The organism is Novosphingobium endophyticum (assembly GCF_014640675.1).
Classification (GTDB): domain Bacteria; phylum Pseudomonadota; class Alphaproteobacteria; order Sphingomonadales; family Sphingomonadaceae; genus Novosphingobium; species Novosphingobium endophyticum.
The window spans coordinates 1-22,875 of the sequence record NZ_BMHK01000017.1 but is presented as its reverse complement, the minus strand read 5'-3'; the positions used below and the strand labels follow the sequence as shown (position 1 = coordinate 22,875).

Below are 22,875 nucleotides of genomic sequence, written 5' to 3'. Positions count from 1 at the left end.
CCGCGCTTCACGTCTTCCGCTTCGCCGCGCGAACCGGCGCCTTGCTGAAACTCCAGCGCCCGGCATTGGGACGCACGATCAGGTCCCCGATCGAAGCGGGCCTTCCTTGCGTCAGCGCATCGAGCAGGCGCGCCACGCCGCCGCCGCGCGGTTCGGCGCCGCCGAGTTCGCGCACGATCCGGGCGACCACCCGTAGCACCACGACGCGCGGGCCCTGCGGCCGATAGCCCAGCCCCATCGGCTCCTTCTTCACGCACGAGCGCCATTCGAGCGCCGCCATCCAGTCGAGCGCGGCGTCGGCTTCGGCGATATATTCGGCGCTGCGGGCAATGGCGGCGACATCCAGCCAGTCGGCGTCCGCCAGCGCCTTGCGGATGCGTACCCGGTCATACTTGTCGTCGACGTTGCTGGGATCGTCCGCAGGCACGATCCCCGCCGCCGCGACCACGCCGGCCAGTTCGTCGCGGCGCCAGCCGAGTACCGGGCGCAGCAGCGGGATATCGGTGCCCGGCACTTGTCCGCGACCGCGCGCGCCGGCCAGCCCCGCAACGCCGCTCGCGCGGTTGAGGCGCATCAGCAGCGTCTCCGCCTGATCGTCGGCATGATGCGCCGTCGCCAGCGCGGCCAGCTTGCGCTCCTCGATCCATCCGGCCATCGCCGCGTAGCGCGCGGCGCGAGCCTCGGCCTGAACATTACCCGGCGCGACTTCGACGCGCAGGACGGCGTGCGGAATGCCCATGCGCGCGCAGAGCGCGGCGACATCGGCGGCTTCCCGCGCGCTCTCCGGTCTCAGCCCATGATCGACGGTCGCCGCCTCGACCCGCCCCGGCAGCGCGGCGGCGGCAAGCAGGAGCAGCGCCGTACTGTCCGGGCCGCCCGACACGGCCAGCCCCAGTTTCGCCCGTTCATCGTCGATCGCGTCCGGCCAGAGCGCCGCCACCCCCTCGCGGAAGCGGGCCACGCGCTCGGCGGCCGGCGTCACGTCGCCCGGGGGCTCGTCAGTTGCAGGTGAGCCCATTGCGCGTGGAATCGTAGAGGCTCTTCAGACGCCCCGCCGCTTCCGCCGCGTAAGTCTGGCTGAATTCGGCCAGCGCGATGCAGGCGCGCTTGGTGTCCTTCAACTGCTTCATCGAGACGGCGAGGTAGAGCAGACTGTCCGGAGCGCGATCAGCGTTCTTGTCGGCCTGATAGTTCTGCACGAACCATTTCGCCGCCTCAAGCGGGTTGCCCTCGTCCAGGTAGGCACGGCCGAGCAGGTTGCGGCCCCAGCTGGCGCGGCCGTGCTTCGGGTATTTCTCCAGGAAGAGCTTCAACTGCTGCTCCGCTTCGGGATAGAACTTCGCCTCCCACAGGCGGTAGCCATAGCTGTACTCGTCATCGCCCGGATCGCCGGTCTGCGGCTTGACGATCGCCTGCACAGCCTGAAGTCGCGACGCCGAAGGCACGGCTGCGGGCGCCTTGGTCGTGGTGGTCACCGAGGCGGGCTGGACGGCGGAGCTCCCGCCGCTCATCGCCGAAAGGTTGGACTGCGACGCAGAAACCGGCGGAGGCGCGCTCGCGGCCGGCGCCGCGCCGTCCACGACCGGGCCGGCAGCGCCACTGCCCAGCCTGGCTTCTAGCTGGTTGATGCGATTGGTGTTCTGCTCGATCTGCGCGGTCAGCCGGTTCATCTGCGCCTCTACGGCGTCCATGCGGCCGAGCAGGTCGGTGAGCGGTGTCGTGGTCGGCGCCTGCGGGCCCGTGCCAGCGGTCGGTGCCGGCGGCGCGATCTGCGGCTCGAAGAATGTGCCGTCACCGCCCGGGAAGACCTTGCGCTGCAAGGCGCGGACTTCGGCTTCGACCTTCTTCAGGCGGCCTTCCGTTGAATCCTGCGCCTGTGTGGGGATCGCCCCGCATACGAGCAGCGAAGCGGCGGCGCATGTCGCCAACAGGCGTACACCCGCAAAACGCACCCGCCGCTCCGCGCCAATTGAACCTTTCATTGCCAAGTACTCTCCGTGTCGGGACACGCTCGCCCCATGACCTTCGCCCCCAAATCGCCGCACTGCGGGCCGTACCCCGGATTAACCACGTGCAGCAGGCAAAATGTTTGCCGCAACAGCCCCCGCGTGTCGAGGCAGTGCTATTCGGAAACCGTGGAAACCGGCTGCAAGGTCGGCCTTGGGCTCGGCGTGGGAGAAAGTGTCGGCGGCGTCTCCGCGACCGGAACGACAGTGGCCGGCGCGGTGCGCATGGCGCCGGAACGTGGCGCCGGGCTCTCGGCCGAACCTTCCGGGGGCGCGGCGGAAGTCGGGCGCGGCGCGGGCGCGGCGGTCGCTGCCGGACGCGGCGAGGCAACGGGCGCCGGTCCGACGGGCGCGGGCCTCGGCTCCGGCGGATCGGACAGGGTGGCGGGAGCCACCGCGCGCGCCGGTTCCACGGCGGGACGAGGCGATGTCTGGGGAGAAGGCGCCGCCTGCGTCGCCGTACCGCGCGCAAGCACATCGGCGACGGCGAGCGAGATCCCGGATATCGTCATCGGCCGGTCGGCCAGCGGCGGGACCTGCCTGCCGCCGACGGTGAGCCGCAGCGCATCCGGCCGCCCGGTGCGAAGCTGCGGACCTTCGGCGTCCTGCGGCACCGTCCAGCTTTCGCCCTCGGCGAGTTCCTTCTGCATCAGCTGCTTGCCGCTCGCATCGGTGACCTTGACCCATACGCGGTCGCTGGTCGCGGTCATTACCACCGGGCCGTCGTTCGCCGCGACCTGGCTCGCTGTCACGGCAGGGGCCGGCGCGGCGCTTTCCTGAACCGCCGGTTTTTCGGCGATCAGATCGGGTAATTCGCCCTCGGGCGAGAAAAAGCTGCCCCAGAACGCCAGCAGCAGCCCGATGACGACGACGACACCGGCAGCGGCGACCCACGCCAGCCGGACCGGCGGGACGCGCGCGGGGTCTCCGGGTTCGAAGCTCGGTTCGACGAGGCTGGCGTGGATATCCGCTTCGGCATCGAGATGCCTGCGGACCTGTTCGGCGACATCCGCCTCATCAAGGCCCACCGCCCGCGCATAAGTACGGGAAAAACCCACGGCGTAAGTCCGCGCGGCAAGGTCGCCGAAGCGATCCTCCTCGATGGCGAGGAGGTGGCGTTCTGCAACCTTGGTCTTCGAGGCGATGTCGCTCCGGCTCAACCCCGCAGCCTCGCGCGCTGCACGCAACCTGCCGCCTACCGATAGCGATGACTGTTCCGTGCCCTGGCTTTCGACGTCTTCCATTCCACTCCCGAAAGGAATTAGGTGTTACGATCCAGATCTGACCTGCCTAACTACTTGAATCCCTAGCGACAATCAGCATCAAGGGCCAATGTTTCGGATTCCGTGCGGCGGATCAGCCCCCAGGCTCAGCAGGCATCCTCTGCCTGCCGCAGACCGATGTCAATCCACGAGAATCCCACGTTCCACCGCCCAATTGGCCAGTGTCGCGCGCATGTTCTCCGGAGGCGAGTCCAGCCATCCATCCATGGCTTCGCGGATCGCGCGCAGATCGACCCGGCCGATCAGCTCCTTGATCGGTCCCACCGCGGCAGGGGTGATCGAAAGCCGGGTGATGCCCAGCCCGAGAAGCGCCAGCGCTTCCAGCCTGCGGCCGCCCATCTCCCCGCAGACACCGATATCGACATTGCTCCCCTCGACGCCGCGCACGGCGCGGCGCAGGAACCGCAGGATCGCGGGGCTCAACCAGTCGTAGCGTTCCGCCAGCTTCGGATTCGCGCGGTCGGCGGCAAACAGGAACTGCGTCAGGTCGTTGGTGCCGATGGAGAGAAACGAGATCTTCGGCGCCAACAGATCGAGCTGTTCGGCCAGGGACGGCACTTCCAGCATGACGCCGTAACGGATCGCCTCGGGCAGCAGCTTCTTCTGCGATCGCAGATAAGCGAGCTGCCCGTCGAACACCGCCTTGGCCGCATCGAACTCCCAGGGCTCCGCGACCATCGGGAACATGACATTGAGCGTGCGCCCGCCCCCCGCTTCGAGCAACGCGCGCGCCTGGACCTTGAGCAGGCCATCGCGCTCCAGAGCGACGCGCAGGGCGCGCCAGCCCATCGCCGGGTTCTCCTCCCCTTCCCCGTCGTCGTGACGCAGGTAGGGCAGAATCTTGTCCCCGCCGATATCGACGGTGCGGAACATCACCGGCTTGTCGCCGGCAGCCTCCAGCACGTCGCGATAGAGGCGGGTCTGGCGTTCGCGCTGCGGCAGCGTCGCCGAGACGAGGAACTGGAACTCGGTGCGGAACAGGCCGATGCCGTCGGCGCCGGTCAGGCTGAGGTTGGCCATGTCCTCACGCAGCCCCGCGTTGATCATCACCTTCACCCGCACGCCGTCTCGCGACACCGGCTCGACGTCGCGAAGCGCAGCATAGACGGCCTGGCGCTCGCGGCTCTTGGCGAAGCGCGCCTCGAAAGCCTCGATCATGCCCGCCGAGGGGCGCACTGTCGCGGTCGCCTGATCGGCGTCCAGCAGCAGGAAGTCGCCTTCGCGCACGACGCCGCGCAAACCACGAATCCGGCCCAGCACGGGAACGCCCATGGCCCGCGCGACGATCACCACATGGCTGGTAAGCGAACCTTCCTCGAGGATCACGCCTTTCAGCCGCCGCCGGTCGTATTCGAGCAGTTCGGCAGGCCCCAGGTTGCGCGCGATCAGGATCGCGTCGTTCCGCAGGCCTACGCTGGCTGCCGTACCGATCTGCCCCGAAACGATCCGCAGCAGGCGGTTCGCCAGATCCTCCAGGTCATGCATGCGGTCGGCCAGCAGCGGGTCGTCGATCTGGCGCATGCGCATGCGGGTGCGCTGCTGCACGCGCTCGATGGCCGCCTCGGCCGTAAGGCCGGAATCGATCGCTTCGTTGATCCGGCGGGTCCAGCCTTCGTCATAGGCGAACATGCGGTAGGTCTCGAGGACCTCATCGTGCTCGCCGCCCGTACCGAATTCGGCCTGACCGGCCATGCGGTCGATCTGCTCGCGCATCTTCTCGAACGCGAGGATGACGCGCTGGCGCTCGGCCTCGGTGTCCTCGGCGACGACGTGCTCGATCGTCACGCGCGGCTGGTGGAAGACCGCGGCTCCCGATGCCAGACCCTTGACCAGCGTGAGGCCGTGAAGCTGCTCGGAACCATTGTTGCCGGAGCCGAAGGCCTGCGACTCCACCTCGTCGATAAGGCCGGCGTTGGTGATGAGTTCCGAAAGCACCATCGCCACGGTCTGCAGCGCCTCGATCTCGACTTCCTCGTATCGGCGCGGATCGACGTGCTGGACGCAGAGCACGCCCACGGCGCGTTCGCGTCGCACGATCGGCACGCCGGCGAACGAGTGGAACTTTTCCTCGCCCGTTTCCGGGCGATAGGAAAAGTCCGGGTGCGCCGTCGCCTCGGCCAGGTTGAGGGTCTCGATATTGCCGGCGATCGTGCCGACGAGACCCTCACCCACCGCCATGCGCGTGACATGGACGGCTTCCTGGGCAAGGCCGCGCGTGGCGAAAAGTTCCAGCATCCCCTCGCGCAGGAGGTAGATCGAGCAGACCTCGCTATCGAGGCACTCGCCTATCACTTCCACCACATTGTTCAGTTTGGCCTGCGCATTACTGCGCGAGGCCATCACCTCGTGGAGGCGGGTGAGGATGTTCCTTGCTGCTTCGACGGCTCCGCTGGTCATGCTTTAGGACTACCCCAAAGTGGGCGCTTTGGGAACGCAGCCGGCGCGTCAATTCAGCCAAATCTGGAACTTATCGCTGTCTCGTCGCGGAATTGGCGCTCAAAAACGCTCAATTTCCTCCTTGAGCCTGAGCTTTCGCTTCTTGAGGGACTGGATCACGGCGTTATCAGGTCTCGGCCGCGTCATTTCGTCATGGAGTTGCCGTTCGATACCGGCATGCTTGAGCTGAAGGGCACTGACGTGCGAACTATCCATGGACGGTTCTCCTCTTGAGGGGGCGGATCCGCGCCGGGCTTCCCGAATGGCGACTCGACATCACGGGGATGCGGCGCAAAGTGATCCAACCACATTCAGGGCACCTTGCGAAGAGCAAGAATGCCTCATATTCGGTGAATCGCGTGTCGAGCGCGTCGAGCAGCGTCACCGCATTGCCAAGCACGCCGCCCTACAAGACGCTGTATAATATAAGGAATTTCGGCGTGACCGAAGAGGAATTGCGCAAACGCCTTGAAATCCTGAAGATCGAGCATCGCGATCTGGACGCGGCGATCGACGCCTTGGGGGCCGCCGGCTCGACCGACCAGCTGCAGATCGCGCGTCTCAAGAAGCGCAAGCTCGCCCTCAAGGATCAGATCGCGCAGATCGAGGATTACCTGATCCCCGACATCATCGCCTGAAAAGAGGCATTTTTCCAACTTCGCGAAGCACTTATGGTTAACGCCGCTCAACCATGAACCGTGTCATCGGGGGACAGTCCTGAAACGGGTCGTGGATTTTCACAATTGCACTGTTGCTGGCGATTCGCAGTTAATAAATATCCGCGGACCATGTCGGAACCGGTCGTCATCAGCCCGCGCATCATCGAGGCTCTCTATATCGAGGCCCTCACGCTCTCGGACGAGGTGCGGGGCGCCTTCACCCTGTCCATGCAGTTCGACAAAACCGGCGTCGAAGACCTCTCACGCGTCGCCCTGTCTAGCGAGGGCCTGCGCACGACGACCCGCATGATGCACGCCGTTGCGTGGCTGCTCAACCACCGCGCCTATTTCCTGGGCGAGATCACCGAATACCAGCTTCGCCGCCACGGCCGTCTCGCCCCGAACATGTGCCAGGTCGACCCGGACCAGCTCGCCCGCCTCGATCCCGACATCGCGGACCTCGTGGAAACCACGCGCCGCTTCTACGACCGGCTTCTGCGACTGGACCGGAACCTGCGCCTGGACGACGAGGCCCAGCCCAACGCGCTCGAACGCCTGCGCGAGCGCATCGAGCAGCGGCTGGCGGGTTAGACGTTCGCCAGGGCGCGGTGCCAGTTGCGCACACGCTCGTTGCGGACCTCCTGATCCATGGCCGGCGCGAACAGGCGGCGCCTGCCAGACATCGCCCTGCCCGCCTCTTCGAGCGACGCGAAGAGCCCTGCCCCCAGCGCCGCCAGCATTCCCGCGCCCAGCGCGGTCGTCTCGATGAATTCGGGCCGCTCCACCGGCAGCGCGAGCACGTCGGCGAGATCCTGCGCCATCCAGTCGTTCGCGCTCATGCCGCCATCGACGCGCAGGGTCGTCCAGGTAGCGCCGTCCGCAGCGAAAGCCTCGGCAAGGTCGCGCGTCTGCATCGCCATCGCCTCGAGCGCGGCGCGCGCGAGGTGGGCGCGGGTGGTGGCAAAGGACAGGCCGCTGATGCTGGCCCGCGCGTCGGCGCGCCAGTGCGGCGCGCCCAGCCCCGAAAGCGCCGGCACGACGACGACGCCGCCGCTGTCCGGTACGGAGCGGGCCAGCGTCTCGGTTTCCGCCGCCGCGTCGATCAGCCCCAGGCTGTCGCGCAGCCACTGCACCAGACTTCCGGCCACGAAGACCGAGCCCTCCAGCGCATAGCAACGCTCGCCGCCAAGCTGCCACAGCACGGTCGCCACCAGCCGGTGCGCCGAGCGCGGTACGGCGGCGCCCATGTTGGCGAGCACGAAGGCGCCGGTGCCGTATGTCGCCTTGGTCTCGCCGGGCGCAAAGCAGGTCTGGCCGATCGTCGCGGCCTGCTGGTCGCCGGCGAGGCCGGTGACCGGGACCGGCGCCCCCAGCCATTCGGACAGCGCGGTGCCGAGCGGGCCGGCGTTGTCGCCAAGCTGCGGCAGCGCCGCAAGGGGCACGCCGAAAAGCTCGCACAGTTCCTCATCCCACTGCCCCGATGTCAGCGGCAGCAGGCTGGTGCGGCTGGCATTGGTGGCATCGGACACGAACGCACCGCCGGTCAGATTGTAGAGCAGCCAGGACTCCACGGTCCCCAGCGCCAGCCTACCCGCCTCGGCCGCCCCGCGCACTTCGGGTACATTGTCGAGCAGCCAGCGCATCTTGGTGGCCGAGAAGTAGGGATCGATGAGCAGCCCGGTCCTTTCCTGGACGCGCCCTTCGTGCCCGGCCGCGCGCAAGGCATCGCAGACGCCCGCCGTGCGCCGGTCCTGCCAGACGATCGCGCGGGCGAGCGGCGCGCCACTTTGCCGATCCCAGGCCACCACCGTCTCGCGCTGGTTGGTAATGCCGATCGCGGCGATCCGGTCCGCCCCGCCGACCTGCGCCGCCGCCTGCCGCGCGCAGGTAAGAGCGGCGCTCCAGATCTCCTCCGCATCGTGCTCGACCCAGCCGCCCCGCGGATAGTGCTGCGTCAGTGGCCGCTGCGCCATGGCGCGCATGGTTCCGTCCAGCGCGAAGACCATGGCCCGCGTGGACGTCGTGCCCGCATCGATAACGAGGATCAGTTCAGCTTCGCTTGCCATGAAACACCTTTCTCATGCCTGCCCCGACGTTTAGCTAGCGCAGATGCGCGGCTTGCGGAACGCCCGCGCCGCAATACTCGACAGCCGCGCTGCAAGACCCCATATCGGCGCCATGGACGCGCTGACCCAGATCGAACGATCCTATGCCGTGGCCGAGCAGGTCGGCCCGCTGGTGCGGCGCGTCCTTGCGCGCAATCCTTCGCCCTTCACCTATACCGGCACCCAGACCTACATCGTTGGCGCCGGCCGCGACGTCGCCGTGATCGATCCCGGCCCCAACGAGGCCGAGCATCTCGACGCGCTGGTCGAAGCGATCGGCGATGCGACCCTCGCCGCGATCCTGTGCACCCACACCCATCGCGACCACTCCCCGGCGGCCGGCCCGCTCGCGGCGCGCACCGACGCGCCGGTCATCGGCTGCGCACCGCTCACGCTGGAGGATGACGGCCCGCGCGCCGATGCCGCTTTCGATCCCGATTACCGCCCGCACCGCGTGCTGGAGGATGGCGAGATCGTCTCGGGCGACGGCTGGACGCTGGCGGCCGTCGCGACGCCGGGACACACGTCCAATCACCTCTGCTTTGCCCTGCCCGAAACCGGCGCGCTGTTCACGGGCGATCACGTCATGGGCTGGTCGACCAGCGTGGTCTCGCCCCCCGACGGCGACATGACCGCCTACATGGCAAGCCTCGCCAAGCTCTATGCGCGTGAGCAGGACACCGTCTATTTCCCCGCCCATGGCCCGGCGGTGGAAAAGCCCCGGCAACTCGTCCGGGGAATGATCGGCCACCGCCGCAGCCGCGAAAAGCAGATCCTGCGCCAGATCGAGGCGGGCCGCCATGGCATCGCCGACATGGTCCCGCACATGTACAAGGGCGTGGACCAGCGCCTCTGGCCGGCGGCCGGCCGGTCCGTGCTCGCCCACCTGATCGACCTGGAAAAACGTGGTGTTGTAGCGCATTCCGAAGACCGGTGGCTGCTTTCCGCGTGACTGCAGTTCTTCTGGCGCCGGCAAAGTAAATCCTGTATTACTGCAACCCGCAAAACAGAACAAATGCGGGGGAATACATGGCAAGCATTGCGGGCGCGCGCGCAGGCGCGCTTTCGTTCTGGCAGAAGATCGCGCTTGGCATCGCCATTTTCATTCTTTTGGGCTTCTTCCAATGGGCCGCGCGCGGCTTCGTCGACATTCCCGCGGTGCCGATCTGGATCCATGTCCACGCCCTCGTCATGGTGGCCTGGCTCGCGCTTTTCGTGATCCAGCCGACGCTAGTGAAGCGCAATGCGCTCGCCCAGCACCGGCGGCTTGGCCGGATCGGGCTGGTCCTTGCGGCAGCGGTCGTCGCTCTCGGCAGTTTTTCTTCCATAATGGCGATCCGCACCGCGCATGTGCCGCCTTTCTTCACGCCAGCCTATTTCCTCGCCCTGACGCACATCGGCCTTGCCGCCTTTGCCGGAATGGTTGCGGCCGCGATCGTGCATCGCCGCGACACCCAGGCGCATCGGCGTTTCATGGTCGGGGCCAACGTCCTGCTGATGGAACCCGCATACGGCCGCCTCCTGCCGATGCCCCTGCTCGGCCCCTGGGGCGAGACGGTGGGCATGCTCATCCAGCTCGGCACGCTGGTCCTGGTTGCCCGCCACGACAGGGCGACCTTCGGCCATGTCCATCGCGTCACGATAATCGCCATGGCGGTGGTGGCCGGATACCATGCCCTGTTCGAGCTGCTGGGCCGCGCGCCCTTCACCGTCTCGCTCGCGGCGCGGATCGCCGGCGGCTGACAATCGCATTTTCCCTTGGGAGGCGGCCTTTCAATCCCTAGATAGCCTGCGTATCCGGCGTGAAAGACCGGACCGGAAATCAAAGGGAAAAGCATACCATGACCGTAATGTCCGCCGATCTGTCAGGCATCGACATCCGCGCCGAGATCGAGCGGCTGCGCAAGGAGCGCAACGCCGTCATCCTGGCCCACTACTACCAGAAGCCTGAAATCCAGGACCTGGCGGACTATGTGGGCGACAGCCTCGAACTCAGCCGCAAGGCCGCCGCGACCGATGCCGACGTCATCGCCTTCTGCGGCGTCAAGTTCATGGCCGATACCGCCAAGATCCTCAGCCCCGAGAAGATCGTCGTCCTGCCCGATCTCGAGGCCGGCTGCAGCCTCGAAGATTCCTGCCCCCCGGAAAAGTTCAAGGCCTTCCGCGAGGCGCACCCCGATCACATCGCGCTCACCTACATCAACTGCTCGACCGAGGTTAAGGCGCTCTCCGACGTGATCGTCACCAGTTCCAGCGCCGAGACGATCCTCCAGCAGATACCGAAGGACCAGAAGATCATCTTCGGCCCCGACCGGCACCTGGGCGGCTACCTCTCCCGCAAGTTCAACCGCGAGATGCTGCTCTGGCCCGGCGTGTGCATTGTCCACGAGGCCTTCAGCGAGACCGAGCTGCTCAAGCTCAAGGCCCTGCACCCCGGCGCCCCGATCGCCGCGCACCCGGAATGCCCGCCGCACATCATCGACCATGCCGATTATGTCGGATCGACCAGCGGCATCCTGAAGTTCGCGCAGGAGTTCGAAGGCGAGACGCTGATCGTCGCCACCGAGCCGCACATCATCCACCAGATGGAAAAGGCGCTGCCCGGCAAGACCTTCATCGGCGCCCCCGGCGCGGACGGCAACTGCGCCTGCAACATCTGCCCCTACATGGCGCTCAACACGCTGGAGAAGCTCTATCTGGCGCTGCGCGACCTGCAGCCGCGCATCGAGATCGAGGAAGGCCTGCGGCTCGCGGCAAAGAAGAGCCTCGACCGGATGCTGGAGTTGGCGAGCGGAACCGTCGGCAAGGGGGACCTGGGGGCGCGGTGATGCGGGAGCGTTGCGAAAAGTAGAAGCGCGCAGCCCTACACTTCCCCGTTCGTGTCGAGCGAAGTCGAGACACATAGGCGAGGCGCTTGCGTGTCTCGACTTCGCTCGACACGAACGGAGGCTGAGTTCATCTTAGCCTCCGGAGCGGCAGGAACCTACCCCGCCATCACCCGCCTGACCATCTCCGGCTCCGCCTCGATCACCTTGAGGTAGGCGCGCACGGCGGGCGGCGGCATGTAGCGGCCGATCTCGTACTGCCGGATGCTGTTAGCCGGGATGCCGAACACGTTCGCGAATTCCTTCTGCGTCATGCCCAGCCGGTTGCGCAGCTTGCGGACGCGGCGGCCCATCAGCCCGCGTTCGAGCGCCGCCTCGGTGACATCGAAGTCCTCCGGATCGTTCGGGTCAGCCGGAATGGCGATCGTAGTCTCTTTGTTCGCTCGCATTGCTTCGCCTCGAACTCCATGCCGCGTGAACTATGTGAATCACATATAGCATGGGAAGTTGACAGGTGTCCATCGGGCCCATTCCTCCCCGCTTGCGGGGAGGGGGACCATCCGAAGGATGGTGGAGGGGGCTCTCGCCCGAACGCAACGCCCTGCTGGGGGACGCAGACCCCCTCCACCACCGCCTGCGGCGGCGGTCCCCCTCCCCGAGACAAGCTCGGGGAGGAATTGGGAATGCCCCGTCAGTTCCTCCCCGAGCTGGAGTTGACGGAGGGGCAACGGACGCGACTGATCGCCCGCTGGCGAATGCGGGATAACGCCGGGGGAGGGTTCGGGCACGGCGGACGGTGCGGCCGGCGCGGGGGTTGGCCTCGGCAGGCGGAGTTCCTGCGCGGGCGGGGCTACGGGTTCCTTGTGGCGAGTGGCCGGTGGGGGAACCGCGCAAGGTCCATCGGCACAGCCCGGCTGCGAGGCACCGGCGGAAGGGGGCTCGTTCGTCCACACCGGCCAGTGGGCCTTACCAGGGCCCTGAGCAAATGGCCTCGCAGCGAACCGGACGCGCCCGTCCGGGGACGCCGGCCGCATGTGCGGGTAACATATGAGCGAAGGCCTTGCGCTCCCCGCACCCGCCGTGATGCCGGGTGGTAACCGGCGGCCGCGGTTTGCAACCTATATGGTTCGTCATGTCAATTTGACTCATCGACATACAGGCCGCCCCGAAGGCGGGTAGAGACGCGGAAAGGCACGCGATTCAATGTGCGAGTTCCCAGACGCCCGCCTTGGTGCGCTGCAAGGTTCCGAGGCGCTTACCTTCCTGCCAGAGCACGGCCGCTCTGCCGCTCTGCTCCTGCTTCAGGATTTCGAAAGCCTGGGACGGGTCTTCGGAGATGAACTCTATCTTCTTGGGCTCGCCTCGTCCATCTTCCTCCAGCACAAGTAAAAAAAGAGGCATTGCCGCTGCTCCATAATTTTGAGTGACAAAGGCATCATATAATACAATGCGGCACAACTATCAATATACTATCTGCAACAGTTCAAATAATATGGATCCAAACAGACACTATCAGACAAATGAGTAAGTGCCCCAAGAAACGCAGGCACACCTATTTACACACTCCGCGTCATCTCCTATTTTGGAACACGCACCAAGATCGAGCACGGAGGAATCTGCCTTGGCCGAGCGGACGCGCGAACAACGCTTGCAGATCATGGTCTCGGAGGGCGAACTGCAAGCCATCGACGACTGGCGCTTTGCGCGAAGGATGCCGACGCGCGCGGCGGCAGTGCGCGAACTGCTCAAGCGCGGTCTGGCGGCGGAAGGTTTCGCGAAGGCCGGGGCCGGAGTGAAATCCCAGGATTTCAGCGTGCTGGGCGCGAACGGACACGAAGAGCCCGCCTCTTCCGGGCGATAGCCCGGTCCGGGATGACGCCTGCCGCGTTTACCCCCGCGACAGCAGGAACACCGCGTGTTCCGCGCGGAAGTTCGCAGCGGCCGGGCTGCACCGCGTATCGCCCGAGAGGAACCAGCACCCTTCCACCGCGATCCCCCGCTCCTTCACCAGCGCGCGGAAGTCATCGATGGTGAGGTGGTGGATGTTGGGCGTCTCGTACCACGCCACCGGCAGCAGGCGCGTCACCGGCATGCGGCCGCCCCACAGCAACGAGAGGCGCACGCGCCAGTGCGCGAAGTTGGGAAAGCTGACGAAGGCCTTGCGGCCGATGCGCAGCAGTTGCTCCAGCGCCATGTCGGGCCGCATCGTCGTCTGCAGGGTCTGGCTGAGGATCGCGTAGTCGACCGACTTGTCCGGGTAGAAGGCCAGGTCCTTGTCCGCATCGCCCTGGATCACCGAGAGCCCCCGGGCGACGCATTCGCCGACGTTGGCGGAATCGAGTTCCATGCCGCGCGCGTCGCACTGCTTTTCGTCGCGCAGGGCGGCAAGCAGCGTGCCGTCGCCGCAGCCGACGTCGAGCACGCTCGATCCGGGCGCGACATTGACGGCGATCACCGCAAGGTCGGGACGCAGCTTGCTCATCGCCGGGCTCACTGCTTGAGGAACCCTTCGACGACGCGGTCGAGCGCTGGCACGTCGAGCAGGAACGAGTCGTGCCCATACGGGGCGGACAGCTCGACGAAGCTCACCGGCAGACCGGCCGCATTGAGCGCGTGGACCACGTTGCGCGATTCGGCGGTGGGATAGAGCCAGTCGGTATCGAAGCTGACGAGGCAGTAGCGCGCCATCGACCCGGCGAAGGCATTGGCCAGCAGGCCGCCGTGCTCCTCGGCCAGATCGAAATAGTCCATGGCGCGGGTGATGTAGAGGTAGGAGTTGGCATCGAACCGGTCCGTGAACGAAAGACCCTGATAGCGCAGGTAGGACTCCACCTGGAAATCGGCGTCGAAGCCGAAGGTCTTTTCGGCGCGGTCCTGCAACCGGCGGCCGAACTTGTCCGTCAGCCCCGCTTCGGAAAGATAGGTGATATGCGCCGCCATGCGCGCGACCGAGAGGCCCTTTTCCGGCCCCTTGCCCCCGTCTACCTTGGCCGCGTAATAATCGCCCTCGCGCCAGGCCGGATCGGCCATGATCGCCTGACGCCCGACTTCGTGGAACGCGATGTTCTGCGCCGAGTGGCGCGCGGTCGAGGCAATCACCAGCGCGGCGCGCGTCCGGTCGGAGAAGTTGGCCGCCAGCGAAAGCGCCTGCATCCCGCCCATCGATCCGCCGACAACGGCGTGCAGGCTTTCTATGCCCAGCGCGTCGAGCAGGGCGATGTGGCCGCGCACCATGTCGCGGATGGTGATGACCGGAAAGCGCATGCCGTAAGGCGCGCCATCGGGCGCGAGACTCGCCGGGCCGGTCGAGCCCATGCACGAGCCGATGACATTGGCGCAGATGACGTAGAACCTGTCCGTGTCGATCGGCTTGCCCGGCCCCACCATGCGCACCCACCAGCCCGGCTTGCCGGTCTTGGGATGATCGGACATGACGTGCTGGTCGCCGGTCAGCGCATGGGCGATGAGGATCGCGTTGTCCCTTGCGGGCGAGAGCGTGCCGTGGGCCTCGTAGGCGATGCGCACGCCCTCCAGGCTCCGCCCGCTGTCGAGCGGGAGCGGCTCTGCCAGTTCGAGCACCTTGCTCGTATCGATGTTGCGGGCCGTGGCCATAGTGAACCGCCAAGTGGGGGAGCGCCCCGCATGTGTCAATCACAGGCTGTCAATCGGCCCCTCGCTGGGTTAAAGGCGCGCGCGTTATGACCGAGACAGAGACCCGTTCGCAAGCCCCCCAGCCCAAGCCGTGGATCGAGGCGATCCATGCCTATGTTCCGGGCAAGTCCGCCAGTGACTTTGAGGGCAAGGACGGGCGGCCGCTTATCAAGCTGTCAGCCAATGAAAACCCGCTTGGCACCAGCGAGGCGGCGCTGGCGGCGCGCGCGGATGCCGTGGTGCCTTCGCTCTATCCCGACCCCGACAGCAATGCGCTGCGCGCGGCGCTGGGCAAGCTGCACGGGATCGATCCGGCGCGCATCCTGTGCGGCACCGGTTCGGGCGAACTGCTGAGCGTCGCCGCCAGCGCCTACGCCGGTCCGGGCGACGAGGTGCTCTATGTCCGCTACGGCTTTTCGCTCTACGACATCGTCGCCCGGCGATGCGGCGCGACGCCGATTGTCGCGCCCGATGACGACTACGGGACTGACGTCGCCGCGCTGCTGGCGCTGGTCAACGCGCGAACGAAAGTGATCTTCGTCGCCAATCCCAACAATCCCACCGGCAGCTTCCTGCCAAAGGGCGAGATCGCACGGCTCCATGCCGCGCTTCCTTCCCACGTGTTGCTGGTGATCGACCAGGCCTATGCCGAATATGTCGCGCCGGAGGACGACGATGGCGCCCTCTCGCTCGCGGCTTCATCGGCCAACGTGCTGGTGACGCGCACCTTCTCCAAGGCTTATGGCCTTGCGGGCGAACGGGTCGGCTGGGCGACCGGATCGACCAAGGTGATCGAGGTCCTCAACCGCATCCGCGGGCCCTTCAACCTGAGCAACAGCGCGCAGGCAACCGCGCTGGCGGCGGTGGGGGATCAGGCCTTCGTCGACCGCACGCGCCTGCACAACCGCGAGGAACGCGCCCGCTTTGCCGGCAAGATCGAAGCGCTGGGCAACGACGGACTGCGCGCCATTCCCAGCGAGGCGAATTTCCTCCTCGTCCTGTTCGAGGGCCCGCTGACGGCCGAGGCCGCTTACGAGGGGCTGGCCGAGCGCGGCTACATCGTGCGCTGGCTGCCGGGACAGGGCCTGCCGCAGGCCCTGCGCATCACCATCGGTCACCGCCGCGACATGGACGCCATCGCGGCAGCCCTGCGCGAGATGGCGGAGGCGGCGCGATGAGCCTGGGCACCGTCGCGATCATCGGCCTCGGGCTGCAGGGCGGTTCCATCGGCCTTGCCGTGCAGGAATTCCTGCCCGGCACCCGCACCACCGGTTACGATCTCGATCCCGCCACCCGCACGCGCGCCGCCGAGCGCGGCCTCGTCCATCAGGTTTGCGGGACGGCGGCGGAGGCCGTGAGCCAGGCCGACCTCGTGATCTTCTGCGTACCGCCGGGCGTCATGGGCGAGGCCGCCGCCGAAGTGCGCGGGGCCATTCCTTCCGGCGCGCTCGTCAGCGATGTCGGCTCGTGCAAGCAGTCCATCGCCGCCGCCCTGCGCGAGGCGCTGCCCGATCATACCGTGATCCCCGCACATCCGGTCGCCGGCACCGAGAACTCCGGCCCCGACGCGGGCTTCGCCCACCTGTTCCGCAATCGCTGGTGCATCGTCACGCCGCCCGAACAGACGGACCTCGTGAAGCTCTCCGAACTCGTCGCGTTCTGGGAAGCGCTGGGCGCCAATGTCGAGATCATGGACGCGCGGCACCATGACCTGGTGCTCGCGGTCACCAGCCATCTGCCGCACCTCATCGCCTATACCATCGTCGGCACCGCCTCCGACCTCGAGGACGTGACGCAGAGCGAAGTCATCAAGTACTCGGCCGGCGGCTTTCGCGACTTCACCCGCATCGCCGCGTCCGATCCGACGATGTGGCGCGATGTGTTCCTCACCAACAGGGACGCGGTGCTGACGATGCTCCAGCGCTTCACCGAAGACCTGACGGCGTTGCAACGCGCGATCCGCGTGGGCGACAGCGATACCCTGTTCGACCACTTCGCCCGCACCCGCGCGATCCGCCGCTCGATCATCGAGGAAGGCCAGGACGATTCCCGCCCGGACTTCGGCCGCACCGACCACGAGAATGGCGGGGCAAGAGGCTGAGGCACGACTTCCGCCCTCTCCTGAAGGGGGAGGACCGGAGCCGCCTATCACGGATTCAGCGCGTTGATCGCCTCGGTCACCCGCGCTTCCAGTTCCGCGCGTGGCAGGCCTGGCTCGATCCGCTCGCCCACCCGCAGCGTGATGACGCCCGGCTTCTTCCAGCGGCGATGATAGAGCTGGCCGCTGTCTACCGCCACCGGCACCACCGGCATGCCCAGCAACTTGTACAGCCCGGCAAAGCCGGACTGCAATCTGGCCCGCTGCCCGTGGGGTATGCGCGTGCCTTCGGGGAAGATCACCAGGGGACGGCCCAACGCCGCGAAGCGCCGCGATGCCGCGACCATCTGGCGCAGGGCCTTCGCGCCCTGGTCGCGCTCGACCACGACCACGCCATAGCGCCTGGCCGCCCAGCCCCAACCGGGAATGCGCGCCAGCTCGCCCTTGGGGAACGGCGCCGGCCAGTCCATTTGCGCCGGCGCATCGATCGCCTCGAAGAAACTCTCGTGCTTGACCGCCACCAGCACGCCCTCGTTCGGCATTTCGCCTTCGACGACGACGCGGATGCCCAGCAGCCAGCGGGCGCAGCGGCGATGGAACATCGACCACCCGCGCACGACCGCCCGCGCCGGCCGTTCTCCAAACCGCGCGGCCAGCCAGAACCCCAGCACGTAGCCGACGCTGCCGCCGTAGAACACGAGATAGAAGGCCAGACTGCGGATCACGTCCGCCGCGTTGCTACGCATACCTGTCCCACAGGTTGAGCGCGAAGCGGGCGAGCAGTTTGTGATACTCGAGGAACAGCGCGCCGAAGCTGGGGCGTGAAGGCACCGCGTCGCGTTCCAGCTTTACGTCATTCGGCAGGGCATGCGAGAGTTCGAGCACGGCCCGGCGCATGTGCCAGTCCGCCGTGACCAGCCGCACCGACTTCGCCTTTTTCTCCGTGACCCACGCCGCCGCCTCGATCGCGTTCGATCGCGTGTCGTAAGCCTGGTAGCCCAGCGTCACGCAGCATTCGAGCATACGCTGCGACACGCCGAACTGGGCGGCGAACTCGCCGGGCTTCACTTCGGGATCGACACCGGACACCAGCAGGCGTTCCGCCTTGCCCTGTTCGAGCACTTCCAGGGCATGCTCGATCCGCCCCTTGCTGCCGGTAAGGACGATCACCGCGTCGGTCTCGCGATCGCCCAGCGGCCCGGGCAGCGCGATGGCGAACCACAGGAAGCCGAACAGCCATGCGAGGACCAGAAAAGCGGCGGCGCGACGAAACATGTTGTACGATCTATAGCATCTTGCGCAGCGCATGCAGCACTGTAAGGCGCGCCGTCACCATCGCCAGCAAAGTGGCCAGCAATGGGACAAGCGCAAGCAGGAGCCAGTCGCTCCAGATCAGCGCGCCGCTGTCGATGAGGCCCGCGCTCAGCCCCGCGAAACGGCGGCCCAGTGCGATGATAACGGCCAGCGCCACGATGAGCCCGACCGCACCGCCGCCGGCCGCGTCGTAGCCGATCGAACGCTGGAACACGCGCGCGACCTGCGTATCGGTACCGCCGAGCAGGTGGACGATCTCGATCGTGTCGCGATTGGCCCCCAGCGCCGAGCGCGCCGCCAGCAGCACCGCTGCGGCCAGCGCCAGCGCCAGCAGGACCACGAGCGCGCCGGCAAGGAGCTGCAGCGAAACCATCGCGTCGAACACGGGCCGCAGCCAGCTCGACTGCGCATCGACGCGCGCGGATGGCGCGACAGGGGCCAGCGCCTGTTCGATCGCCGCCAGCTTCGCCGGACTTGCCGGACCGTCCAGGCGCACGTCGATCAGCGCGGGAACCGGGATCGTCGAACCGGTCGCGGCATCGATTCCGGTGCCCAGCCAGGGCTCGATGAGCGCGTCCAGTTCCTCCTGCGGGACGAGCCGTAGGCCGGCGACGCCGCGCAGTTGCTTGATCGCATCGACCGCCCTTTCCGCCTCCTTCTCCCGCACCTCGACGCGCGGTTCGAGCACCTGCACGGTGACGCCGCCCTCGATCTCGGCGCGCGCGGCGGACACCGCGTTGCCCAGCGCAAGCCCCGCCGCGAGCGCGATCGCCGTCATCGCCACCATGATCGCGATCACCCAGGGCATCGGCCCCGACATGCGCCCCTGCGGAATCAGCTCGGCATCGCCCCGGCTCAGCAGCCGGCGCCCGCCCCCCATGACCGGCCGCGACATCTACTGCATCTTCCTGGGCGGGTAGCGGAGCGCTCCGGTGGGGTCCGAAAGGCGGCCCCGGTCAAGCCGCATGATAAGGCTGTCTGGCACCTTGCGCAGCAGGTCGAGATCGTGCGTGGCGACGACGACGGTGGTGCCCTGGCGGTTGAGCATCTCGAACAGCCGCATCAGCTTTTGCGCCATTTCCGGATCGACGTTGCCGGTCGGCTCGTCGGCGACAAGCACCGCCGGGTGGGCGATCACCGCACGCGCGATGGCAACGCGCTGCTGCTCTCCGCCCGACAGCGTCGGCGGCCGGGCATCGAGGCGATCGGAAAGCCCCACCCAGTCGAGGATGTCCCGCACCGGGCCGGCCAGGTCCCTTTCCTGATGCCCCGCCACGCGCAGCGGCAGCGCGACGTTGTCGAAGGCGGACAGATGCGGGATCAGCCGGAAGTCCTGGAATACGACGCCTATCCGCCGCCGCAGGGCCGGCAGGCGGCCGCGCGGCATGGTGATGGCGTCGGCCCCGAACATCCGGATCATCCCGCGCGAGGGCCGCTGCGCGAGGTAAAGCAGCCTGAGCAGAGAAGTCTTGCCCGCCCCGCTCGCACCGGTGAGAAAGTAAAAACGCCCCGGAAACAGGGTAAAGGTCAGGTCGCTCAGCACCTCCCGGTCGGTGCCATAGCGAAGCCCCACATTGTCGAAATGAATGATTTCCCCGTCCGCGGTCATGTTTGTCTGTCTGGCTGGTCCGTCTGTCCGGTTCGAACGGGCGATTTTCGGCCTATAGCGAGCATTGAATGTGGAAAAAAGGGCGTTACGCGGCCTACCCACATGTGGGAAGCTTGTCGCGCGCGCGGCAACCGTGCTTATAAGGTGAGACCATGATCATCGCCTGTCCCGCCTGCTCAACGCGCTATGCCGTTCCGGACAGCGCCATCGGCGTGGACGGCCGCACGGTACGCTGCGCCAAGTGCCGGCACAGCTGGTACCAGGAAGGACCGGAACTCGTCACCGAGGAGGCAGCGGCCGCCCCCCCTCCGGCGAGATCCGAAGCGGTCACCCCATCGCCCCCCCGCGACACCATGCAGCGCCCCGCCACGCAGGCCGCGCCGCAAGGCGAACCCGTCGCGCCGGGCCGGGCCTCTCCGCCCGAGAGGAAGGAGCCGCTCCCCTCTCCGCCGCCGCCTCCTCCTCCCAGCGCGCCCGCGCGTACGGCGTCCACCTATTACGATGATACCGTCGGCGCGCGCTATTCGGACGAAGCCCCGTCGAGCTTCGAGCATTCGCCGCCGTTCCGACCCCGTCGCAACTGGACCAAAATCGGCACGATCGCGGCCGGCGTCTTCGCGGTAGTGACGCTGAGCCTCACGGGCGCGGTCGCATGGTTCGGCCTGCCGGACTGGGTGCCGATCCCGCGCCAGGCCTTCACCCAGGCGCAACCCGACCTGCAGCTCGACTTCCCGCGCAAGCGGCAGGACCGCAAGCTCCTGCCCGACGGCACCGAGTTCTTCAGCGTCAGCGGAACGATCCGCAACATCGGCGGCGAGAGCCGCCGCGTCCCGTCCCTGCTGGTGGTGCTGCGCGACGAGCGCGAACGCATCGTCTACGAAAAGGAAATCGTGCCCGCCAAGCGCGAACTGGCGCCCGGCGAGATCCAGACGGTCAACGAGGCCCTCACCGACATCCCCAAGGCCTCCGCCGCCGCGGAGATAGGCTGGAAACCGGAATAACAGCGCCTTTCCGGACCCGGCGGAGAGAAAAGCCGGACCGCGTCCAACCCGCTCCTTCGCCAAGACGCGCGAGCGGAAACTTTTCCCCAGACTCCGCTTGCAGCGCCCCCATCGCTTTGCTAATGGCCCGCTCCTGCCACGGGGCTGGTGCGAACCGAGCCCCGTTTGATTTAGCGGTCGTGGCGGAATTGGTAGACGCGCAACGTTGAGGTCGTTGTGGGCGAAAGCCCGTGGAAGTTCGAGTCTTCTCGACCGCACCAGCAGCCTTCTGAAGGCTGCTCAGGAAGTCCAAGAATGGCTGACTTCAGCCATTCCTTGCTTCACTAGAGCCCATCATGTATCCTCCAAGCTCACCCCAAACGGGGGACTGGAAGGGGGACTGGATCAGGGCCCCTTCCGTCAGTTCGGAAGGATCGGTGAAGCAGCATATCCTCTCCCACATTGGCGCGCGCAACGCGCCGCCCGGTCGCTACGGCGACGGCGCAGGCCTCTGGCTGCACAAGCGCGAACGCGCGCACGGCATGCGCAGGCCTCTGGCTGCACAAGCGCGAACGCGCGCACGGCAAATGGGTGCTGCGCTATTTTCTTCACGGTAGACGCAGGGAAATGGGTCTCGGCCGATGGCCGGACGTGTCGATCGCGGAGGCCAGGGCCGCCGCCGCCGATGCGCGTGCAACGCTGAGAGGCGGGCAATGTCCAATCGAAGCGCGCAGGCTGGAACGTCGCTTAATTCACCGCCTCACAGTCAGCGAAGCGATCGACAGCTGCTTCGAGGCGCGAAAGGCGCAACTCAAGGGCGACGGCAAGGCCGGTCGCTGGATGTCCCCTCTCAAGGTCCACGTCATCCCAAAGATCGGCGCTCACGCTATCGAGGACGTCGATCAGCACGTCTTGCGCGATTTGCTGGCCCCGATCTGGCACACCAAACCCGAAGCGGCGGCCAAGGCCCTGAACCGCCTCAATCTCACCCTCACCCACGCTGCGGCGCTCGGTCGCCCGGTCGACCTCCAGGCCTGCATGAAGGCACGGGCGCTGCTGGGGAAACAACGGCACGAGACCGAGCACATTCCCGCGCTTCCCTACTCCGAGGCGCCCAAATTCTATAAGTGGCTGTGCAGCCTCGATACGACAGCATCCCGGGCGCTGCGCTTTCTTCTGATGCTCACGCTGGCGCGAACGAGCGAGGTGCGGCTGGCGGTCAGCGACGAGATCGAAGGTGATGTCTGGAGCCTCGCCGCCAAGCGCACCAAGACCAACGAGAATCGACGAATCCCCCTCGTTCCGGAGGCGCAAGCGCTGATCACCGGTCGATCCGGCAATCTCTTCGCGGCCTACAAAGGCAAGCCCCTGTCAGACATGGCAATGACAGCGCTTATGGACCGCGCCGGACACAGCGCGCGGCCTCATGGGTTCCGCAGCACCTTCAGGACATGGGCTGAGGAATGCACCAAGGCTGATTTTGAGACGAAGGAAGCGTGTCTTGGCCACGCCGTCGACTTGGGAGTGGTCGGGGCCTATCAACGCAGCGACCGGCTTGCCAAGCGCCGCAAACTGCTCGGGGAGTGGCAAAGCTACCTGATGCGGGAGGATTAGATTGTGTCCTGGTCAAGCGCAGGCTCATTCAAAATCGACATTCGCGATTGGCGTTTTTTTGCCGTGTCCGGAACGGCGCCCACGAAGCTGTCGCTGCGAAGCGATCCTTCGTTCACCGAAATCGGCGATGGTGGCCCGCAAAGTGCCCGGGATGAGCCGTATTAAGTCAGGCGCTATCATATTGGAGCGCCTAGTGGTGCGAGTCTAACGCTTGGTGCCCACGCCTGACGGCGGCGATGATTTCGTCGGGGTCCGCAGTCCATTGGAAGGGTTTGGGATTATCGCGGTTATGCTC

24 protein-coding genes and 1 tRNA gene are annotated in these 22,875 nt (G+C 66.8%); 11 read left to right on the top strand and 14 right to left on the bottom strand.

The window, feature by feature from the left end; genetic code table 11:
* Nucleotides 1-7: 7 nt before the first annotated feature.
* The 5 genes from tilS to IEX32_RS12935 all read right to left on the bottom strand — a co-directional run bounded on the left by tilS (nt 8) and on the right by IEX32_RS12935 (nt 5,941).
* The gene (gene tilS / locus IEX32_RS12955) at nt 8-1,018 is read right to left on the bottom strand and encodes a tRNA lysidine(34) synthetase TilS (protein WP_188771962.1); all 1,011 of its coding nucleotides are present in this window, start codon (nt 1,016-1,018) and stop codon (nt 8-10) included.
* The gene (locus IEX32_RS12950; protein WP_188771961.1) at nt 999-1,982 is read right to left on the bottom strand and encodes a tetratricopeptide repeat protein; all 984 of its coding nucleotides are present in this window, start codon (nt 1,980-1,982) and stop codon (nt 999-1,001) included. The genes tilS and IEX32_RS12950 overlap by 20 nt, the downstream gene beginning before the upstream one ends.
* Before the next feature lie 140 nt (nt 1,983-2,122).
* Nucleotides 2,123-3,250, bottom strand: coding sequence for a helix-turn-helix domain-containing protein (locus IEX32_RS12945; protein ID WP_188771960.1), 1,128 nt, complete (start codon nt 3,248-3,250; stop codon nt 2,123-2,125).
* 159 nt (nt 3,251-3,409) lie between these two features.
* A complete protein-coding gene (gene ptsP / locus IEX32_RS12940) occupies nt 3,410-5,686 on the bottom strand; it encodes a phosphoenolpyruvate--protein phosphotransferase (RefSeq protein ID WP_188771959.1) in 2,277 nt (758 codons plus the stop codon).
* Between the two features lie 99 nt (nt 5,687-5,785).
* A complete protein-coding gene (locus IEX32_RS12935) occupies nt 5,786-5,941 on the bottom strand; it encodes a YdcH family protein (protein WP_188771958.1) in 156 nt (51 codons plus the stop codon).
* Nucleotides 5,942-6,165: 224 nt separating this feature from the next.
* Between IEX32_RS12935 and IEX32_RS12930 the strand changes: the two genes are divergently transcribed.
* Together IEX32_RS12930 and IEX32_RS12925 are read left to right on the top strand one after the other, a co-directional pair.
* On the top strand, nt 6,166-6,363 hold the full coding sequence (locus tag IEX32_RS12930) for a YdcH family protein (protein ID WP_188771957.1): 198 nt from the start codon (nt 6,166-6,168) through the stop codon (nt 6,361-6,363).
* Nucleotides 6,364-6,513: 150 nt separating this feature from the next.
* Entirely contained in the window at nt 6,514-6,975 is a 462-nt protein-coding gene (locus IEX32_RS12925) for a DUF1465 family protein (RefSeq protein WP_188771956.1), read from the top strand.
* On the opposite strand, the gene glpK is transcribed toward IEX32_RS12925, so the two are convergent.
* Nucleotides 6,972-8,450 carry a glycerol kinase GlpK gene (gene glpK, locus IEX32_RS12920; protein ID WP_188771955.1) on the bottom strand — a complete coding sequence of 493 codons (1,479 nt, stop codon included), beginning with the start codon at nt 8,448-8,450 and terminating at the stop codon, nt 6,972-6,974. The two genes, IEX32_RS12925 and glpK, sit on opposite strands and share 4 nt — an antisense overlap.
* Before the next feature lie 112 nt (nt 8,451-8,562).
* Between glpK and IEX32_RS12915 the strand changes: the two genes are divergently transcribed.
* The 3 genes from IEX32_RS12915 to nadA all read left to right on the top strand — a co-directional run bounded on the left by IEX32_RS12915 (nt 8,563) and on the right by nadA (nt 11,317).
* Nucleotides 8,563-9,441, top strand: coding sequence for an MBL fold metallo-hydrolase (locus IEX32_RS12915; RefSeq protein WP_188772016.1), 879 nt, complete (start codon nt 8,563-8,565; stop codon nt 9,439-9,441).
* Between the two features lie 77 nt (nt 9,442-9,518).
* Complete coding sequence (locus IEX32_RS12910; RefSeq protein WP_188771954.1) at nt 9,519-10,232, top strand: hypothetical protein; 714 nt, start codon at nt 9,519-9,521, stop codon at nt 10,230-10,232.
* A 98-nt stretch (nt 10,233-10,330) separates the two neighbouring features.
* Complete coding sequence (gene nadA / locus IEX32_RS12905; RefSeq protein WP_188771953.1) at nt 10,331-11,317, top strand: quinolinate synthase NadA; 987 nt, start codon at nt 10,331-10,333, stop codon at nt 11,315-11,317.
* A 155-nt stretch (nt 11,318-11,472) separates the two neighbouring features.
* On the opposite strand, the gene IEX32_RS12900 is transcribed toward nadA, so the two are convergent.
* Together IEX32_RS12900 and IEX32_RS12895 are read right to left on the bottom strand one after the other, a co-directional pair.
* Nucleotides 11,473-11,763: a helix-turn-helix domain-containing protein gene (locus tag IEX32_RS12900; RefSeq protein ID WP_188771952.1), complete on the bottom strand. Its 291-nt coding sequence runs from the start codon at nt 11,761-11,763 to the stop codon at nt 11,473-11,475.
* Nucleotides 11,764-12,514: 751 nt separating this feature from the next.
* Nucleotides 12,515-12,715: a hypothetical protein gene (locus IEX32_RS12895; RefSeq protein WP_188771951.1), complete on the bottom strand. Its 201-nt coding sequence runs from the start codon at nt 12,713-12,715 to the stop codon at nt 12,515-12,517.
* Between the two features lie 220 nt (nt 12,716-12,935).
* On the opposite strand from IEX32_RS12895, the gene IEX32_RS12890 reads away from it, so the two are divergent.
* Nucleotides 12,936-13,175, top strand: coding sequence for a hypothetical protein (locus IEX32_RS12890; RefSeq protein ID WP_188771950.1), 240 nt, complete (start codon nt 12,936-12,938; stop codon nt 13,173-13,175).
* A 27-nt stretch (nt 13,176-13,202) separates the two neighbouring features.
* On the opposite strand, the gene metW is transcribed toward IEX32_RS12890, so the two are convergent.
* Nucleotides 13,203-13,796 (bottom strand): methionine biosynthesis protein MetW, encoded by a 594-nt coding sequence (gene metW / locus IEX32_RS12885; protein ID WP_188771949.1) that lies wholly within the window; start codon nt 13,794-13,796, stop codon nt 13,203-13,205.
* Nucleotides 13,797-13,804: 8 nt separating this feature from the next.
* Nucleotides 13,805-14,926, bottom strand: coding sequence for a homoserine O-acetyltransferase MetX (gene metX / locus IEX32_RS12880; RefSeq protein ID WP_188771948.1), 1,122 nt, complete (start codon nt 14,924-14,926; stop codon nt 13,805-13,807).
* Between the two features lie 86 nt (nt 14,927-15,012).
* Between metX and IEX32_RS12875 the strand changes: the two genes are divergently transcribed.
* Nucleotides 15,013-16,143, top strand: a complete 1,131-nt coding sequence (locus IEX32_RS12875) for a pyridoxal phosphate-dependent aminotransferase (protein ID WP_188771947.1) — start codon at nt 15,013-15,015, stop codon at nt 16,141-16,143.
* Nucleotides 16,140-17,066 (top strand): prephenate/arogenate dehydrogenase family protein, encoded by a 927-nt coding sequence (locus IEX32_RS12870; RefSeq protein WP_188771946.1) that lies wholly within the window; start codon nt 16,140-16,142, stop codon nt 17,064-17,066. The genes IEX32_RS12875 and IEX32_RS12870 overlap by 4 nt, the downstream gene beginning before the upstream one ends.
* Nucleotides 17,067-17,113: 47 nt before the next feature.
* On the opposite strand, the gene IEX32_RS12865 is transcribed toward IEX32_RS12870, so the two are convergent.
* From IEX32_RS12865 to ftsE, 4 genes are read right to left on the bottom strand one after another with little or no spacing between them, the layout of a single operon-like run.
* Nucleotides 17,114-17,809 carry a lysophospholipid acyltransferase family protein gene (locus IEX32_RS12865; RefSeq protein ID WP_188771945.1) on the bottom strand — a complete coding sequence of 232 codons (696 nt, stop codon included), beginning with the start codon at nt 17,807-17,809 and terminating at the stop codon, nt 17,114-17,116.
* The gene (locus tag IEX32_RS12860) at nt 17,802-18,338 is read right to left on the bottom strand and encodes a YdcF family protein (RefSeq protein WP_188771944.1); all 537 of its coding nucleotides are present in this window, start codon (nt 18,336-18,338) and stop codon (nt 17,802-17,804) included. The genes IEX32_RS12865 and IEX32_RS12860 overlap by 8 nt, the downstream gene beginning before the upstream one ends.
* A 10-nt stretch (nt 18,339-18,348) precedes the next feature.
* Nucleotides 18,349-19,272: a cell division protein FtsX gene (locus IEX32_RS12855; RefSeq protein WP_188771943.1), complete on the bottom strand. Its 924-nt coding sequence runs from the start codon at nt 19,270-19,272 to the stop codon at nt 18,349-18,351.
* A complete protein-coding gene (ftsE, locus tag IEX32_RS12850) occupies nt 19,273-19,986 on the bottom strand; it encodes a cell division ATP-binding protein FtsE (protein ID WP_188771942.1) in 714 nt (237 codons plus the stop codon).
* Nucleotides 19,987-20,138: 152 nt separating this feature from the next.
* Between ftsE and IEX32_RS12845 the strand changes: the two genes are divergently transcribed.
* The 3 genes from IEX32_RS12845 (at nt 20,139) to IEX32_RS12835 (ending at nt 22,580) form a co-directional block, all read left to right on the top strand.
* Complete coding sequence (locus IEX32_RS12845; RefSeq protein WP_188771941.1) at nt 20,139-20,987, top strand: MJ0042-type zinc finger domain-containing protein; 849 nt, start codon at nt 20,139-20,141, stop codon at nt 20,985-20,987.
* A 173-nt stretch (nt 20,988-21,160) separates the two neighbouring features.
* A tRNA-Leu gene (locus tag IEX32_RS12840) sits at nt 21,161-21,247 on the top strand.
* 181 nt (nt 21,248-21,428) lie between these two features.
* Nucleotides 21,429-22,580, top strand: coding sequence for a tyrosine-type recombinase/integrase (locus tag IEX32_RS12835; RefSeq protein WP_188771940.1), 1,152 nt, complete (start codon nt 21,429-21,431; stop codon nt 22,578-22,580).
* The last annotated feature ends 295 nt before the right edge of the window (nt 22,581-22,875 follow it).